This window comes from Acetobacter thailandicus, from assembly GCF_011516655.1.
Classification (GTDB): Bacteria; Pseudomonadota; Alphaproteobacteria; order Acetobacterales; family Acetobacteraceae; genus Acetobacter; species Acetobacter thailandicus.
On record NZ_WOSV01000009.1, the window covers coordinates 16199 to 31471 of the forward strand.

A 15273-nucleotide genomic window follows, 5' to 3' on the forward strand; every position below is an offset into this window, starting at 1 on the left:
TATTTTTATCATGTTCTGCAATTACTAACTGAACACATAAGATTATACAGAAAACACATATTCAGACAAACAGAGGTCCGAAAACGTAAATTCATCCCATATGTGACAGATGCATCCACACAACATATTATCTGTGGATAACTGTGTGCATAAACTCTTTAATTTTTCTGCTTAAACATGAATAAAAAAGAAAAAATCCAGTAAAACTGCCGTTTTTTCACGATGAAAAATTATCTTGCTTTTTGTGGAAAATATTTTTTTATAGATGGGGGATAATGGTGAGCCGGGAGGGACTCGAACCCTCGACCATTCGATTAAAAGTCGAATGCTCTACCAACTGAGCTACCGGCTCTCACCAAAGAGAAACACTTTTTAACCCTCTGAGAAGGCGGTGTGTTTCGTTGAAACGCTGTCTAAACGCATCATGCCCCCCCGTCAAGGCGCCTGGGGCATTTTTAACAGAATTAAATGAAAAAATTGCACCAGGAACAAAAAAAGGGAAGGCACCACAGATATGGCACCTTCCCTTTTTTATATAAAATCAGGCAGCGTCAGAGGAGGACGCACGCATCTTCGTAATACGATCCGGGTCTTTCACCTGACCGGACATGCCACTACCAGGCTTGATTTTATCAATAAACTCCATACCTTCGATAACTTCTCCAACGATCGTGTAATCACCATCAAGGTGTGGAGAAGGTTCAAACATAATGAAGAACTGACTGTTCGCGCTATTTGGATTCGCCGAACGTGCCATGCCCACTGTACCACGCAGGAACTTAGCTTCGTTCGTAAACTCTGCTTTCAGGTCAGGCAGATCACTCCCGCCCATACCAGTACCTGTAGGGTCACCACCCTGGGCCATAAAGCCAGGAATAACACGATGGAACGGGACATTGTCGTAAAAGCCCTGCTCTGAAAGAGTCAGCAGACGCTCAGCAGCCAGAGGCGCCAGATCAGAGCGGAGCTGGATAACAACGCGACCGGCAGGTACGTCCATATAGAGTTTGTTTTTATCAGAGTCAGATGACATTCTTTTTTCCTCAGACCGCTTTGAGCACTTAACGATCTTTTGCTTGTTTTGCCTTACTCGCCTGTAAACAGGCCAGCAGACGCTCCTGCGTATATGGGGTCACAAAATGCGAAATATCACCCCCATAACGCGCAACCTCTTTTGTAAAACTTGATGAGATAAACTGAGTTCGCTCAGACGCCATAAGAAAAACTGTCTCAATTGACGAATCCAGACGACGATTAACCCCTGTCATCTGAATCTCATAGTCAAAGTCAGTCAGTGCCCGCAGCCCGCGAATAATAACAGAAGCTCCATGCTGCTTCACCGCATCAACCAGCAAGCAATCGAACGAAACAACGCGAATATCGCACTCCGTCTGCTCAACAACCGGAAGAATCACCTGCTCCATACAGTCTAACCGGTCGGCCAGGGGCATAAGCGGGTTTTTACGAGTATTTTCTGCAACACCAATAATCAGCTTATCAACAAGTCGCGCAGCACGGGTAATAACGTCAAAATGGCCGGCTGTTACCGGGTCAAACGTACCGGCATAAAAGCCGGTACGCCGCGCCAGAGTCGTTGTCACCCTTCCTGCCCTGCGGCATCAGAGTCCGGAGCCGAAGACACCGGGGCAGAGGAGGCTTCGTCAGAACTCTCGCTTTCCTCATTACCATCATCAATCACGGGGAACACACTGGTAACACGCTCATTCTCATTGAGACGGAACAATGTCACACCACTGGCCTGACGCGCCATAACGCGTACCTGATCAACCGGCACACGAATTAAACGTCCTGCATCTGTCACGAGCATCACGTCTGTGCCGTTAAGCACCTGCAGTGTTGCTGCCACTTCGCTCCCGCGCTTGTTCGCCGAGAAGGTCATATTCGTGAAACCCTGACCTCCACGACCGCTAACACGGTAATCGTAAGCTGAAGAACGACGACCAAAACCACCATCGCTCACGGTCAGCAAAATTTCTTCCGCCTCTTCCAGCTCGGCAAACCGCTCTGGCGTGAGAAGGTTCAGAGACTGAGAACCTTCCTCTTCCTCCTCTTTATCCTGAACGACAAGGTCTGCATCCTCCTCATCAGTCAGTTCAGCTGCATTCTCAGCACGGCGTTTCGCATTCGCCATACGCAGATAAGCCGAACGTTCTTCAACCGATGCCTCGACATGATTCAGCACTGAAAGACTGATAACCCTGTCATTTTTACCCAGCTTAATACCGCGTACGCCTGAAGAGCCGCGACCGGCAAATACGCGTACAGTTTCATCCGTAATCTGGAAACGGATGCAACGTGCATTACGGGTCGCCAGGAAGACATCCTGCCCTTCGCGACAGGTTGCAACACCAATCAGGCTGTCTCCCTCATCCAGCTTCATAGCAATCAGGCCGGAGACACGAATATTACGGAAATCGCTAAGACGGTTACGGCGTACACCACCACTCGCTGTTGCAAAAACAAGGTGCAGGGCTTCCCACAGCTCCTCGTCATGCGGCAAAGGCAGTACGGCCGTAATCGTATCAGTACCAAGGTCAGGCAACAGGTTAACCAGCGCACGGCCTTTGGCTGTGGGGCTGGCTTCCGGCAAACGCCAGACCTTCTCACGATAGGCTTTTCCTCCCGATGAGAAGAACATAACCCACTGATGTGTATGAGCGTTAAACGAACGCACAACAATATCGTCACCACGTGTGCCAGCACCGGTACGGCCACGGCCACCACGGTTTTGCGCACGGAAGACGTCAAGCGGTGTACGTTTAATAAAGCCATCACGCGTGATCGTTACAACCATCTGACCAGGCTCAATCAGACTTTCATCATCCTGATCACCTGCATAGTCAGAAATTTCGGTTGCACGCGGTGTTGCCACTTCAGCCCGGGCCAGCATCAGCTCATCGTGAAGGACTTCCATACGACGCACGTGGCTGCCGATAATCTCGAGCAGCTCGTTAATGCGAATGGCCACATCAGAAAGCTCTTTCTGAATTCTTTCACGTTCAAGGCCTGTAAGACGCTGCAGACGCAGCTCAAGAATGCCGCGTGCCTGAGCCTCTGTCAGCCAGACTTTACCGTCAACAATCTGGTTGCCATCATCATGAATCAGCTCAAGTAGCGGAGCCACTTCACTGGCATCCCACCGGGCCTCCATCAGAGCAGCACGGGCCGCAGCTGCATCGGGCGCACCACGAATCAGAGCGATAACCGCATCAATATTGGCAACCGCAATCACCAGGCCAACCAGAATATGCCCGCGATCACGTGCTTTATTCAGCTCAAAGCGCGAACGACGCAGAATAACTTCTTCGCGGAAAGCAATAAAAGCTGTGAGAACATCTTTCAGGCCCATCAGGCGCGGCTGACCACCATCAAGCGCGAGCATATTCACGCCAAAAGAGGTCTGAAGCTGCGTGAAACGATAGAGCTGATTCAGCACAACCTCAGGGGTCGCATCACGCTTCACCTCGATAACCACGCGCATACCTGAACGGTCAGATTCATCGCGGATATCTGCCACACCCTCAACCTGCTTATTGCGTACAAGCTCTGCAATACGCTCCTGCAGGGTAGCCTTATTCACCTGATACGGGATTTCGGTAATAATGATCGCTTTACGATCTTTCCGAATTTCTTCAATCTCCGCACGGGCACGGATAATCACAGCGCCGCGTCCGGTCGCAAAGGCGTTACGAATACCAGAGCGCCCGAGAATAATACCACCGGTCGGGAAGTCAGGACCGGGGATGTAGGTCATCAGCTCTTCCAGCTCCATAGCCGGATTAGTGATCAGCGCAAGGGTCGCATCAATAACTTCAGCCGGATTATGAGGCGGAATATTGGTTGCCATACCAACAGCAATACCCGTCGCACCATTAATCAGCAGGTTCGGGAAAGCCGCTGGCAGAACTGTTGGTTCCTGCTCGCTTTCATCATAGTTTGGCTGAAAATCAACCGTATCACGGTCAATATCTTCAAGCAGAAATGTTGAAGCACGGGCAAGACGCGCTTCGGTGTAACGCATAGCGGCCGGGCTGTCGCCATCAACCGAACCAAAATTCCCCTGCCCGTCAATCAGCCGGACACGCATCGACCATGACTGCGCCATACGCACCATGGCATCATAAATAGAGGAGTCTCCATGCGGGTGATATTTACCCATAACCTCACCCACTGCACGGGCAGACTTACGGTAAGGCTTATCATGGGTAAAGCCACTCTCATGCATCGCGTAGAGAATACGACGGTGCACAGGCTTAAGGCCATCTCGCACATCAGGAAGTGCGCGGCTCACAATTACCGACATCGCATAAGCGAGGTAGGAGGAGCGCATTTCCTCCTCAATCGTGACTGGCAAGAGAGCAGAAGGCTCGGGTGATCCCGGGTGATCAGGGGTATCGGTCAAGGTTTCATCCGTTCTGTCATGCCGCGTACCCGAGCAGCCAGGTACGCCTGAAGTAAATACATATCAGGCAATTCGCCAGGCAAGGCCGGGCGCCTGCTTAAACACCTGACAGGCAATGGACAATTTTTAGCACAAAATTATGCCCGAACCTAGGGCAGGCATTTGTTTTCTGTTTTTTCCTCTACACCGAGAAAGAAGCACTGTATGCTACGGAACGTTGGCTCATTTTTACAAACCAGCGAGAAAACACACTATGCGTCTCCTTATAGCTCTTATCCTGCCATGGCTGTTATTTTTCACAATCAAACGCCCATTTGCAGGAATCATCTGCCTCATTTTGCATCTGACCATCATCGGCTGGGTGCCGGCAGCAATCTGGGCCGTTTATGCTCTGAATCAGTATGAAACAGACCAGAAACTTGCTCGCCTGGGTCGATGACCTGCAATAAGGTGATATAAAAAAAGCAGCCCTGACAGGCTGCTTTTTTAACATTTATATATCAGAAACCATCATCTCCCGCTGACAATTCTGTCAACGAGCTGCTGGACTGTTGGCACAAAACCATTTTCATAAAATGGATCTGAGCCAAAACGCCAGGCATTTGTACCACCAAACATCAGATTATGATCCATAACAGCAGGACCATCAGCTACTGATGCATGGGCCGCATTTTGCAATGTTTTCTGAATACAGAAAGAACGCGGATCAGCTTTACGGCCTGTAGAATAAGAAGGCCCGCGCTGGCTCCAGTTTGAGAATTTACATTCAGACAGACAACCCATACAGGCAACCTGATCAGCAACAATCTCACGCGCCTGGTCAGGTGTCACAAAGACAAGTGTTGAATCCGGGGTACGCAGTGCCTCTGTAAAGCCCTGCTGTTCCCAGCTCTGCATACGGGCGGCATCTTCTGCTGAGACAAAAATCTCACGCCTGCGCGCACCAATACCATAAGCCGTATTATAAACGTCAGTCTGCTCAGACGAAATACTAACCTGACGTTCTGAACGTGCTCTCAGATCCTGCAGGAAGCTGTTATTAACCGCTGAGGAGTAAAATCCTGTCGGAGAAAAACGATTAAGATAAACGTCACCCTTTTTAAGAGTGAGCAACCGTTTTTTCCACGCATCAGGAATCGGGCTTTCCTGGGTCAGAAGCGGACGCGTACCAAACTGGAAGACAACAGGCCCCAGCTCAGGGTTATCAATCCAGTCCTGCCACTCTTCTAACCACCATACCCCGCCAGCCATGATAACCGGCACATGATCAAGGCCAAAACTACGCATAAGCTTACGCAGGGCAGCTACACGCTGGTATGGTTCTTCCGGGCTAAGTGGGTTTTCAGTATTAGAAAGCCCGTTATGCCCGCCGGCACGCCAGGGATCTTCATACACAACGCCACCCAGCATGTCTGAAGCTTTGCTGTAAGAGCGCTTCCATAACGCATTAAATGCGCGTGCAGATGACACGATGGGGTAGTAGTACACCCCATGCTGTGCAGCGATCTCTGACAAACGATAGGGCATGCCCGCACCACAGGTCACACCATGAATGAGACCTTTAGCGCCTGACAGAACACCTTCTATAACATGCTCCGCCCCACCCATTTCCCACAGGATGTTTGCGTGGATACGTCCTTTTCCACCTGCCATCTCGTGAGCAATACGTGCCTGCGCAATACCGCCACGAACAGCATATTCTATCAGCTCTTCATGACGTTCACGCCGGGTGCGGCCATGGTAAATCTGGGGAATAATATTCCCCTCTTCATCATAACTATCTGCGTTCACAAGTGAAATCGTACCCGCACCGCCGGCCGCAGCCCAGGCCCCGGCCGAAGCTCCGGTAGAAACTGAAACACCTTTACCACCTTCAATCAGTGGCAAAATTTCAGCTCCACCTATACGAACTGCATTGATCGACTTCATTCTTATCCTATCGTCGTTATGTCTGTCAGGATCAGCTGCTACCAAACCTCAGAGAAGAGGTTTATTCAGCATCCCGGCGCGGCGCACGACCAGGCTTTTCGCCTGCGATGTCTGTAATATCAGCACCGGTCTCCTGATTAACAACACGCATCGAAAGCTTAACTTTACCGCGGTCATCAAACCCGATCACTTTTACCTTCACAGCATCTCCCTGCTTAACAACATCGGTGGTTTTACCCACACGACCCTGTGTCAGCTCAGAGATATGCACTAACCCGTCCCGTGCACCAAGGAAGTTTACAAAAGCTCCGAAATCAGCTGTCTTTACGACTTTACCATCATAAATACGACCAATTTCCGGCTCAGCGACAATACCATTAATACGCTCAATCGCTTTATTCGCCTGCTCTTCAGACATCGCAGCGATAGTAATAGTACCATCATCTCCGATATCGACCTTCGCACCCGAATATTCAACAATCTCACGAATAACTTTACCACCGGAACCAATCACATCACGAATTTTTTCGCGTGGAACGCTCATAGTGGTGATTTTTGGTGCTGTGGTAGAAACGCCTGAACGGCCTTCTGTCAGTGCGCGGCTCATTTCACCCAGAATATGCATTCTGCCATCACGAGCCTGTTCAAGAGCGATCTTCATGATCTCAGGTGTGATTGAGGTGATTTTAATGTCCATCTGCAGAGCTGTAACACCCTGATCAGTTCCGGCCACTTTAAAGTCCATATCGCCAAGATGATCTTCATCACCCAGAATGTCTGACAGAACAGCAAAATTTTTGCCTTCTTTAATCAGACCCATAGCAATACCAGCAACAGGGCGCTTCAGCGGCACACCGGCATCCATCAGAGCCAGCGAGCTGCCACACACTGTAGCCATGGAAGAAGAACCATTGCTTTCTGTGATCTCAGAAACAACACGCAGCGTATAAGGGAATTCTTTACGTGTTGGCAGCAGTGGATGCAGTGCACGCCATGCCAGCTTACCATGCCCGATTTCACGACGACCAGGAGAGCCAACGCGACCACACTCACCAACAGAGTATGGAGGGAAGTTATAATGCAGCAGGAAGTTTGTGCGATATTCGCCTTCAAGTGCGTCAATCACCTGCTCATCCTGAGCTGTACCAAGCGTGGTTACAACCAGAGCCTGAGTTTCACCGCGGGTAAACAGAGAAGAACCGTGAGCGCGTGGCAGAATACCAACTTCTGAAACGATCGGACGCACAGTCACCAGGTCGCGGCCGTCAATACGCAGGCCTGTTTTCAGCACAGCGGTACGTACAACGTCAGCCTCAAGGTCTTTAAGCATTGGTTTAGCGGCGTCAACATCGAGATCTTCAGCTGTCAGCTTCTCAAGAATTGCTTCTTTCGCTGCACCAATTTTCTCATAACGCGCCTGCTTTTGCTTTTCTTTATAAGCTTCAGCAAAAAGCTTACGACCTACTTTATCAACACGCGTACGCAGTTTCTGCGCTTCTTTTGATTCTTCAGGCAGATCCCACGGTGCTTTTGCAGCATGCTCAGCCAGAGAAATAATTGCATCAAGCACTGGCTGGAACGCTTTATGGCCAAAAGTAACGGCTTCAAGCATTACTTCTTCAGACAGTTCAGAAGCTTCTGATTCTACCATCAGAACGCCGTCGGCTGTACCTGCAACAACGAGATCAAGATCGGTATCTTTCATCTGCTCAAGAGTAGGGTTGAGCAGGAATGCACCATCTTTATATGCAACGCGTGCACCAGCAACCGGCCCGAAGAACGGAATACCAGACAATGTGAGTGCTGCTGAGCAGCCGATCAGCGCAGCGATGGAAGGGTCATTTTCCATATCATGCGTGAGAACAGTCGCAATGACCTGCACTTCATTACGGAAGTTTTCAGGGAACAGCGGACGGATCGGACGGTCAATAAGGCGGGAAACCAGAGTTTCATTCTCTGACGGACGACCTTCACGCTTAAAGAAACCACCAGGAATTTTGCCCGCAGCATAGGCTTTTTCCTGATAATTAACAGTCAGAGGAAAGAAGTCCTGACCGGCTTTAACTGATTTTGCCCCAACAGCAGTACACAGTACAACAGTCTCGCCGTAGGTTACGACAACTGCACCATCAGCCTGCCGGGCAATTTTGCCGGTTTCAAGAATCAGAGGGCGACCGCCCCACTCAATTTCTTTACGAAAATATTTAAAATCAATGCTCATTCAGCTCTGCTTTCGTTTTCAGTACCATCAGATTACAAAAAAACAGGTCAAACAGAAACTAACATAAACAGACAGCATCTCGGACGGCATGGAGACTGGCATGATTGCCCAGGCACCATGTGGTCGGAAACGCTGTGGTCCGGAAACTTCTGTTATCCCTCTTTATATCTGCAATCAGACTGACTGGTAATAAATCAAAAATAACACAAACAATGCGACAAGATTGTGAGGAAACGCAGCGATGCGCTCCCTCACGCTCAGCTTTTAGCGGCGCAGACCCAGACGGGCAATCAGTGCCTGGTAACGGGCAACGCTTTTACCGCGCAGATAGTCAAGAAGGCTACGACGGCGACCAACCAGAATCAGCAGACCACGGCGAGAGTGGAAGTCTTTCGCATGTTCTTTAAGATGTTCGGTCAGGTTGTTAATCCGCTCGGTCAGGATCGCGACCTGAACTTCAGGTGAACCCGTATCACCAGGTGAGGTCTGGTATTCGCTTATTAGTGCTGAGCGGCGTTCTGCAGTAATCGACATCACATATCTCCATTCAAAAAATCAGAAAATGCGTACCGGGCGCAGCAATCCGTCTCGCAGACGGCACAGTCCCAGCACACGCTCCCCCGTCATTGCCCGAATGGGTTCACCTTCACCAACCTCGGGGACACGCCCTTCAAGATCGGCAAGGCTCAGAGCCCGCCCATACAATACAGAGGCTGCTTCATCCTCAGTCAGGGCCAGCGCCGGGATGTCGGCCAGCACGGTCGCAACCGGATAAAGCAGCTCCGGAGCAGTAGAGGATTTCTCATCATTTGTCACGAGCTTGTCGAGCGTTATTGCATCAGCTTCAGTAAAAGGACCGACCCTCAGCCGCCGAAGGGCCGTAATATACCCCACTGTACCGCAGGCGAGCGCCACATCACGCGCCAGAGCACGCATATAAACACCCTTCCCGGACTCGACTTCAAATATAGCCGTATCCCGATCTACACGCTCAATCAGTTCGAATCTGTCCACCCGTGCCGGGCGTGGCGGCAATTCGGGAGGCCTGCCTGCACGCGCCATATCATAAGAGCGCTGGCCACCAACTTTAAGAGCTGAAAATACCGGAGGCACCTGCATAATATCGCCGGTCAGCGCCGGCAGAGCCGCCCGCAGCTCATCATCATCCGGACGAATAGCAGAATACCCCGTAACCGCACCTTCTGCGTCATCGCTGTCACGCGATTCACCCATTCTCAGGGTAAAGCGGTATACTTTTCTGCCATCCATTATATACGGTACTGTTTTTGTTGCCTTACCAAAGGCAATCGGCAACAGACCGGTTGCCAGTGGATCAAGAGTACCTCCGTGACCAGCCTTACGGGCATCAAGCAGATAACGGGCACGCCCGACAACCTGTGTCGATGTCATACCTGAGGGTTTATCAATCACCAGCCAGCCATCAACTGGCATACCACGCTTGCGCCCCATGCATTCCCCCCTCAGTTCGCACTCAATATCCTGCCTGGATATTTTCTGCCCTGTTATGGCAGAAAGCAGCCACTAGCGGAGCACACCCACTCCCGCAATAAAAAATTAATTACGTCATCCCAGGAAAAAATATCTTTAAAGAGCTTAATGTTATCTGCTGCTGAATTATGGAAAAAAATTCACATTTTCATGATACGGGCTGGTCATGTTAGTTTTTCTGCCTTAATGTCGTCACATATCATGACCAACGCACAGCCCCCATTGCCTTCAGAGGCCCGCACCGCACCGCCAGGAGGACCAGAATGGTCTCTTGATGTGCATGACACGACGATGGTCCTGTATGTTGGCGGAAACTGGAATAGCAGAAGCGATGATATTCCTGTTTTTGACACTGAGCATCTGAACGGGGGAACACCCTGTAAAAGCTGTGTCATTGATACGCAGGCTCTGGGCAGATGGGACTCCGGCTTCATCTCTTTCCTGTGGGATGTAAAACAAAAAGTAGCCGCAGCGCAGCTTGAACTGGACGATTCAGCCCTGCCCCCGGCAGCAAGAAATCTTCTTTCTCTGCTCCCGCAAAAAGCGGTGGAAGTAGCGGCCGATTATAAGAAGCCTCTGCCTTTCTTCGAAAAAGTCGGTGACAAAACACTTCAGACCCTTGAAGAGACTGGCACTCTCACAGATCTGGGCATTCAGACTGTTAAAGGAACCCTTCAGGCTCTGCGCGGCAAAAGCCGGATGCGGGTGAAAGACCTGGCTACAGATATCTGGAATGCCGGCCCCTCAGCCCTTCTGATTGTCGGAATTGTTAATTTTCTTATTGGCGCTATTCTGGCTTTTGTCGGGCTGATCGAATTGCGCCGCTTCGCAGCAGAGATATATGTTGCGAACCTGGTTGGCATCGCATGTGCCCGTGAAATTTCTGCCATTATGACCGCCATTATTATGGCTGGCCGCACCGGCGGCGCTTACGCGGCGCGCATTTCGACAATGCAGGCCAATGAAGAGATTGACGCTCTGCAGGTCTTTGGCATTCCTGTCTCCACCTACATTCTGCTGCCTTCCATCCTCTCACTGTCTGTGATGATGCCTGTACTCTACGTGTACGGTACGCTTATCGCTATTCTGGGTGGTTTCGTCGTGTCTATGACCATGATGAGCACCTCAGCCATTGGCTACTGGGTCACCACCATAAACGGTGTCTCCTTACATGAATTCGTGTTTGGATTTGTAAAGGCGTTTTTCTTTGCAGGCTATATTGGCCTGACCTCATGCCGGGTTGGTCTTAAAGCCGGGCGCAGCGCAGCAGATGTTGGTATTGCAGCAACCCGGGCTGTCGTGATTGGCATTGTCGGTATTATCGCTATGGATGCCGTATTTGCTGTCATTGCCAAAGTGCTGGACTTCTGACCATGACACACGATGAAACACTTATTTCAGTCCGTGATCTGAAAATTGCTTTTGGCCCTAAGCTTATTCAGCAAAATATTTCCTTCGACCTGAGGCGTGGGTCTATTTTTGCCGTTATGGGCGGGTCAGGCTGCGGCAAAAGTACGCTGCTGAAAAGTATGATCGGATTGTTACGCCCTGCATCCGGGCAGATTCTGCTGGGTGGCGAGGATTACTGGGCACAGAACGAGCAAAGACGCACAGAGCTTAACCACCGCTTTGGCGTGTTGTTTCAGAGTGGGGCACTGTGGAGCTCAATGACAATCGGTGAAAACGTCGCCCTGCCTATGGAGATGTTCACCTCTTTCTCTGCAGACATGATCCATCGCCTGGTTAAGCTGAAACTCGGTCTGGTCGGTATGGAGCATGCCATCAACCTGATGCCTTCTGAAATCTCGGGTGGTATGCGCAAACGCGCAGGGCTTGCCCGTGCCATTGCCCTCGACCCCGATATCCTGTTTTTTGATGAACCATCGGCTGGGCTTGACCCCATTACCTCTGCCAGGCTGGATGAACTGATCCTGACTCTCCGTGACGGGCTTGGCGCAACGATTGTTATCGTCAGTCACGAACTCCCAAGCCTGTTTAAGCTTGCGGATGATGGTATTTTTCTTGATGCCCAGGCGCGCGAACCTATAGCGCATGGTGCACCTCGTGCTCTGCGCGACCACAACACAAACCCGACGGTCGTTTCTTTTATGAACCGTGCAGCAGACCTCTCATCTGCCCCCCAAACAAGAGGCTAATCGACTATGGCTGATACACATCACCGTAAAACTTTGCTTGGCGTCTTTGTCACCGGCGGTGCAGCACTGGGGCTGGGCATTATCATTTCATTTGGCCATATGAGACTGTTCACGCCGACCCGTGAAGCCGTTGTAATTTTTCAGAGTTCAATTAACGGACTTAGCCTTGGCGCTCCGGTAACTTTTCGCGGGGTTAAAGTCGGTTCTGTTCAGAACATCAAGCTCTCTTTTGATCCGCAGGATTATAAAGCCTATATTCCGGTGACTATCACGCTTGACCCCGACCAGGTTCATGTTGTTGACGGCTCAAACAAGAACTCCCCCGTTGACGTCAACAAACTCATTGCCAATGGCCTGCATGCTGAACTGAACATGCAAAGTTTTGTAACAGGCCAGTACAATATTAATCTTGATTTTGATAAAAATGCGCCCAGAAATCTGCATCCGCGCATTGCAACATTGCCGGAAATTCCTGTTCGCCTTTCTGATGTTGAAAAACTCAGAACCTCACTTGGTCAGATACCCTTTAATAAAATTGCTGACCGTGCAGACAATACGCTTGCGTCAGCCAATTTACTCCTGGCCAGCCTGAATAAAGATCTTCCTCCTCTTATTTCAAGCCTGAAAACAACATCTGATGACTCGCATCAGACATTAACGGTTACCACCGAGGCGATACGCAACCTGCAAACAAAGCTGGATGCGACATTAATCCATCTTGATACCCTGCTTGAAACCAGTAACTCTCAGCTCAATTCCCGTGGTGAAGACCTGCACAAAACACTGGTCTCTGCCACAAAGACGCTCGATTCATTGCAGGGTATGCTCTCGCCTCGTTCTGTTGACCGCGCCAACATGGATGCCGCCTTACGCGACATCGCCGCCGCCGCGGCGTCACTCCGTGGCTTTGCTGGCGATGTTGAACGTAATCCGCAACTCCTTCTGATGGGACGCCGCAAATGACATTCCAGATCCGTCGCCTTGCTCTGCCTGCTATGGGTGTGTCGCTGCTGCTGGCCGGCTGCGCCTCCTCAGCTCCGCCATTGAGTTTTTATACACTGGGCACACCCAACGGGCCTGCGGCAGCATCTCTGCCATCTTTATCAGCGCATACACCAACCGTTCAGATCGCGCGGGTTGTTCTGCCTGATTATATGGACACGCAGGATATGGTGCTGCGTGATCAGGAAAAAATAGTCCGCAGCGATAAAGGGCGCTGGGCTACAAGGCTTTCGGTCGGCGTTACCGATTTGATTACAAATCAGATCGCTCTCTCCCACCCTGACGAACTTATTACAGATCAGCCCGTCCCTGAAGCTGCCACCTGGCGGGTACAGATTAATATATCACGCTTTGATATTGATACGCATGGCCAGGCTATACTCGACGCTAACTGGAGTGTACTGCCTGCAGATATGAAGCAGCCCATTGTGAAGCAAAGAGCGCACATTGTAACTTCAGGTTCAGTCAGTTCAGATGCAAATGTCGCAAGCCTGATGCGTAAGCTGGTTGTTATCCTGGCGGGTCAGATTAATAGCTCCCTGCCCTCATAAAATTTGAAAAACCTGATATCTGATACAACACAGATATCAGGCAAAACCTCACGCAGGTTTAAGAGGCGCTTTACGTCCCTTCATGTTGCGTGGCATTCTGACAGATGTTTTTTTACTCGCAGCGGCACTGGCTGACGCCACCTTCCGTGTTGTCTTCCCCCTGACTGGCGCTTTAACTGCATGAGATTTTTTTGATGCAGGTTCCTGAGAAATAACCTCAGGTTTATCTTTTTTCAGACGGCTCGCATTATCTGTAATGATGTGATCGATCAGTTTTTTATATTCTGCAATAGAATGCTCTATATTCAGAGAATGCTCAGCCTCAGCCCGCGCCCCTTTACGAATAGTACGGGCCAGCACTTTGTCATTAAGTACCCTGACGATACCATCAGCAATTGCTTCAGGCTCATGGAAAGGTACCAGAACACCTGTCTCTCCATCCCTGATAAGTTCTCTGACCGGGGCTGTATCACTCCCGACAATTGCACAACCAGCAGCCATCGCCTCACGCAGAGACCATGATACCACAAACGGGTAAGTCAGATAAACATGAGCATCAGAGCGTTTGATAAGTGTCAGGAAAGTCTCGTACTGCACCTTGCCAAGAAAATGCACACGAGAGAGGTCTGTCTGCCCCTCAAGCTCACGTAGCATAATCTCACGCCAGCAGCCTGCTGGCAGCTTCGCCCCGTAACTGATCTCATCACCACCTACCAGCAACACCCTGACATCTGGTTCCTGCTCAAGCAGGCTGGGAAGTGCACGCATAAACACATGAAAACCACGATAAGGCTCAAGGCCACGAGCGACGTAAGTAACAAGCTTATCTTTTGGTTTGATCGTTATATCACCAAAAACGACGTCTTTTCGGGCAAGTGTTTTATCAGCTTTACACTTTTCAAGATTAACACCCTCTTTTAGCACATGAATTTTTTTCTGTGCCCAATCAGGATACGTACTTAGCTGAAAAAGAGTAGGTGTCTGTCCATAACCGGGGTTGTTAAGTGCCAGCAGATTAATTGCATTCTTTGCCCGCACCAGCGACCTGAAAGCCTGATCCATAGGAAACTCAGGATCAAAATCGACATCAAACCCGGGGCCTGAATGATAATAAAATTCGAAATAACCCAGTACAGGTACATCAGGATAAACATCCTGCATGTTCAGCAATTCACCCCAGCCATGGTGGCCGATAATAATATCTGGTGTGAAACCAAGCTGCCTGAGTGTCACAGCCGCAGCAGCGACTGCTTCAGCACGGATCATACCAGCTTCAAGTTCTTTTACGCCTGAATGAGCGCCTTCAGCGACAGGACGGGGCATACGGTAACGAACCCGCCGGACACCGGAGATAACATTATCATTATCTTCACTGATAAAAACAATTTCATGCTTCTCCTCGCGTGCAAGGTGCCTCACGAGATGTAAATACTGACCAGGAAAATTCTGGTGTACAAAAAGATACTTCAAGAAAAATACCTA

General features: G+C 50.1%; 13 protein-coding genes and 1 tRNA gene. 5 read left to right on the top strand and 9 right to left on the bottom strand.

The window, feature by feature from the left end:
- Positions 1-276 precede the first annotated feature (276 nt).
- From GOB58_RS10835 to gyrA, 4 genes are all read right to left on the bottom strand, one after another.
- Positions 277-352, bottom strand: a tRNA-Lys gene (locus tag GOB58_RS10835).
- A 189-nt stretch (positions 353-541) separates the two neighbouring features.
- A complete protein-coding gene (locus tag GOB58_RS10840) occupies positions 542-1033 on the bottom strand; it encodes a peptidylprolyl isomerase (RefSeq protein WP_086553948.1) in 492 nt (163 codons plus the stop codon).
- Positions 1034-1061: 28 nt separating this feature from the next.
- Entirely contained in the window at positions 1062-1601 is a 540-nt protein-coding gene (gene coaD / locus GOB58_RS10845) for a pantetheine-phosphate adenylyltransferase (RefSeq protein ID WP_086553947.1), read from the bottom strand.
- Positions 1598-4351: a DNA gyrase subunit A gene (gyrA, locus tag GOB58_RS10850; protein ID WP_407651759.1), complete on the bottom strand. Its 2754-nt coding sequence runs from the start codon at positions 4349-4351 to the stop codon at positions 1598-1600. Before gyrA ends, coaD begins: the two co-directional genes overlap by 4 nt.
- 325 nt (positions 4352-4676) lie before the next feature.
- Here gyrA and GOB58_RS10855 point away from each other — a divergent pair, with 325 nt between their 5' ends.
- The gene (locus tag GOB58_RS10855) at positions 4677-4862 is read left to right on the top strand and encodes a YqaE/Pmp3 family membrane protein (RefSeq protein WP_086553945.1); all 186 of its coding nucleotides are present in this window, start codon (positions 4677-4679) and stop codon (positions 4860-4862) included.
- Positions 4863-4933: 71 nt separating this feature from the next.
- On the opposite strand, the gene GOB58_RS10860 is transcribed toward GOB58_RS10855, so the two are convergent.
- The 4 genes from GOB58_RS10860 to truB all read right to left on the bottom strand — a co-directional run bounded on the left by GOB58_RS10860 (position 4934) and on the right by truB (position 10043).
- Entirely contained in the window at positions 4934-6352 is a 1419-nt protein-coding gene (locus tag GOB58_RS10860; RefSeq protein WP_173560202.1) for an NAD(P)H-dependent flavin oxidoreductase, read from the bottom strand.
- Positions 6353-6413: 61 nt separating this feature from the next.
- Positions 6414-8573, bottom strand: a complete 2160-nt coding sequence (pnp, locus tag GOB58_RS10865) for a polyribonucleotide nucleotidyltransferase (protein ID WP_173560203.1) — start codon at positions 8571-8573, stop codon at positions 6414-6416.
- 264 nt (positions 8574-8837) lie between these two features.
- Complete coding sequence (rpsO, locus tag GOB58_RS10870) at positions 8838-9107, bottom strand: 30S ribosomal protein S15 (protein WP_086553942.1); 270 nt, start codon at positions 9105-9107, stop codon at positions 8838-8840.
- A 21-nt stretch (positions 9108-9128) separates the two neighbouring features.
- Positions 9129-10043 carry a tRNA pseudouridine(55) synthase TruB gene (gene truB / locus GOB58_RS10875; RefSeq protein ID WP_173560204.1) on the bottom strand — a complete coding sequence of 305 codons (915 nt, stop codon included), beginning with the start codon at positions 10041-10043 and terminating at the stop codon, positions 9129-9131.
- Positions 10044-10283: 240 nt separating this feature from the next.
- Here truB and GOB58_RS10880 point away from each other — a divergent pair, with 240 nt between their 5' ends.
- The 4 genes from GOB58_RS10880 to GOB58_RS10895 are packed head-to-tail and all read left to right on the top strand — an operon-like array spanning position 10284 to position 13791.
- Positions 10284-11453: an MlaE family ABC transporter permease gene (locus tag GOB58_RS10880; RefSeq protein ID WP_242005319.1), complete on the top strand. Its 1170-nt coding sequence runs from the start codon at positions 10284-10286 to the stop codon at positions 11451-11453.
- A 2-nt stretch (positions 11454-11455) separates the two neighbouring features.
- Positions 11456-12238, top strand: a complete 783-nt coding sequence (locus tag GOB58_RS10885) for an ABC transporter ATP-binding protein (protein ID WP_086553940.1) — start codon at positions 11456-11458, stop codon at positions 12236-12238.
- Positions 12239-12244: 6 nt separating this feature from the next.
- Positions 12245-13201: an MlaD family protein gene (locus tag GOB58_RS10890; protein ID WP_086553939.1), complete on the top strand. Its 957-nt coding sequence runs from the start codon at positions 12245-12247 to the stop codon at positions 13199-13201.
- A complete protein-coding gene (locus GOB58_RS10895; RefSeq protein WP_173560205.1) occupies positions 13198-13791 on the top strand; it encodes a PqiC family protein in 594 nt (197 codons plus the stop codon). The genes GOB58_RS10890 and GOB58_RS10895 overlap by 4 nt, the downstream gene beginning before the upstream one ends.
- A gap of 48 nt (positions 13792-13839) precedes the next feature.
- Here the strand turns inward: GOB58_RS10895 and GOB58_RS10900 are convergent, their stop codons facing one another.
- Positions 13840-15261: a glycosyltransferase family 4 protein gene (locus GOB58_RS10900; RefSeq protein ID WP_173560206.1), complete on the bottom strand. Its 1422-nt coding sequence runs from the start codon at positions 15259-15261 to the stop codon at positions 13840-13842.
- Between the last annotated feature and the right edge of the window lie 12 nt (positions 15262-15273).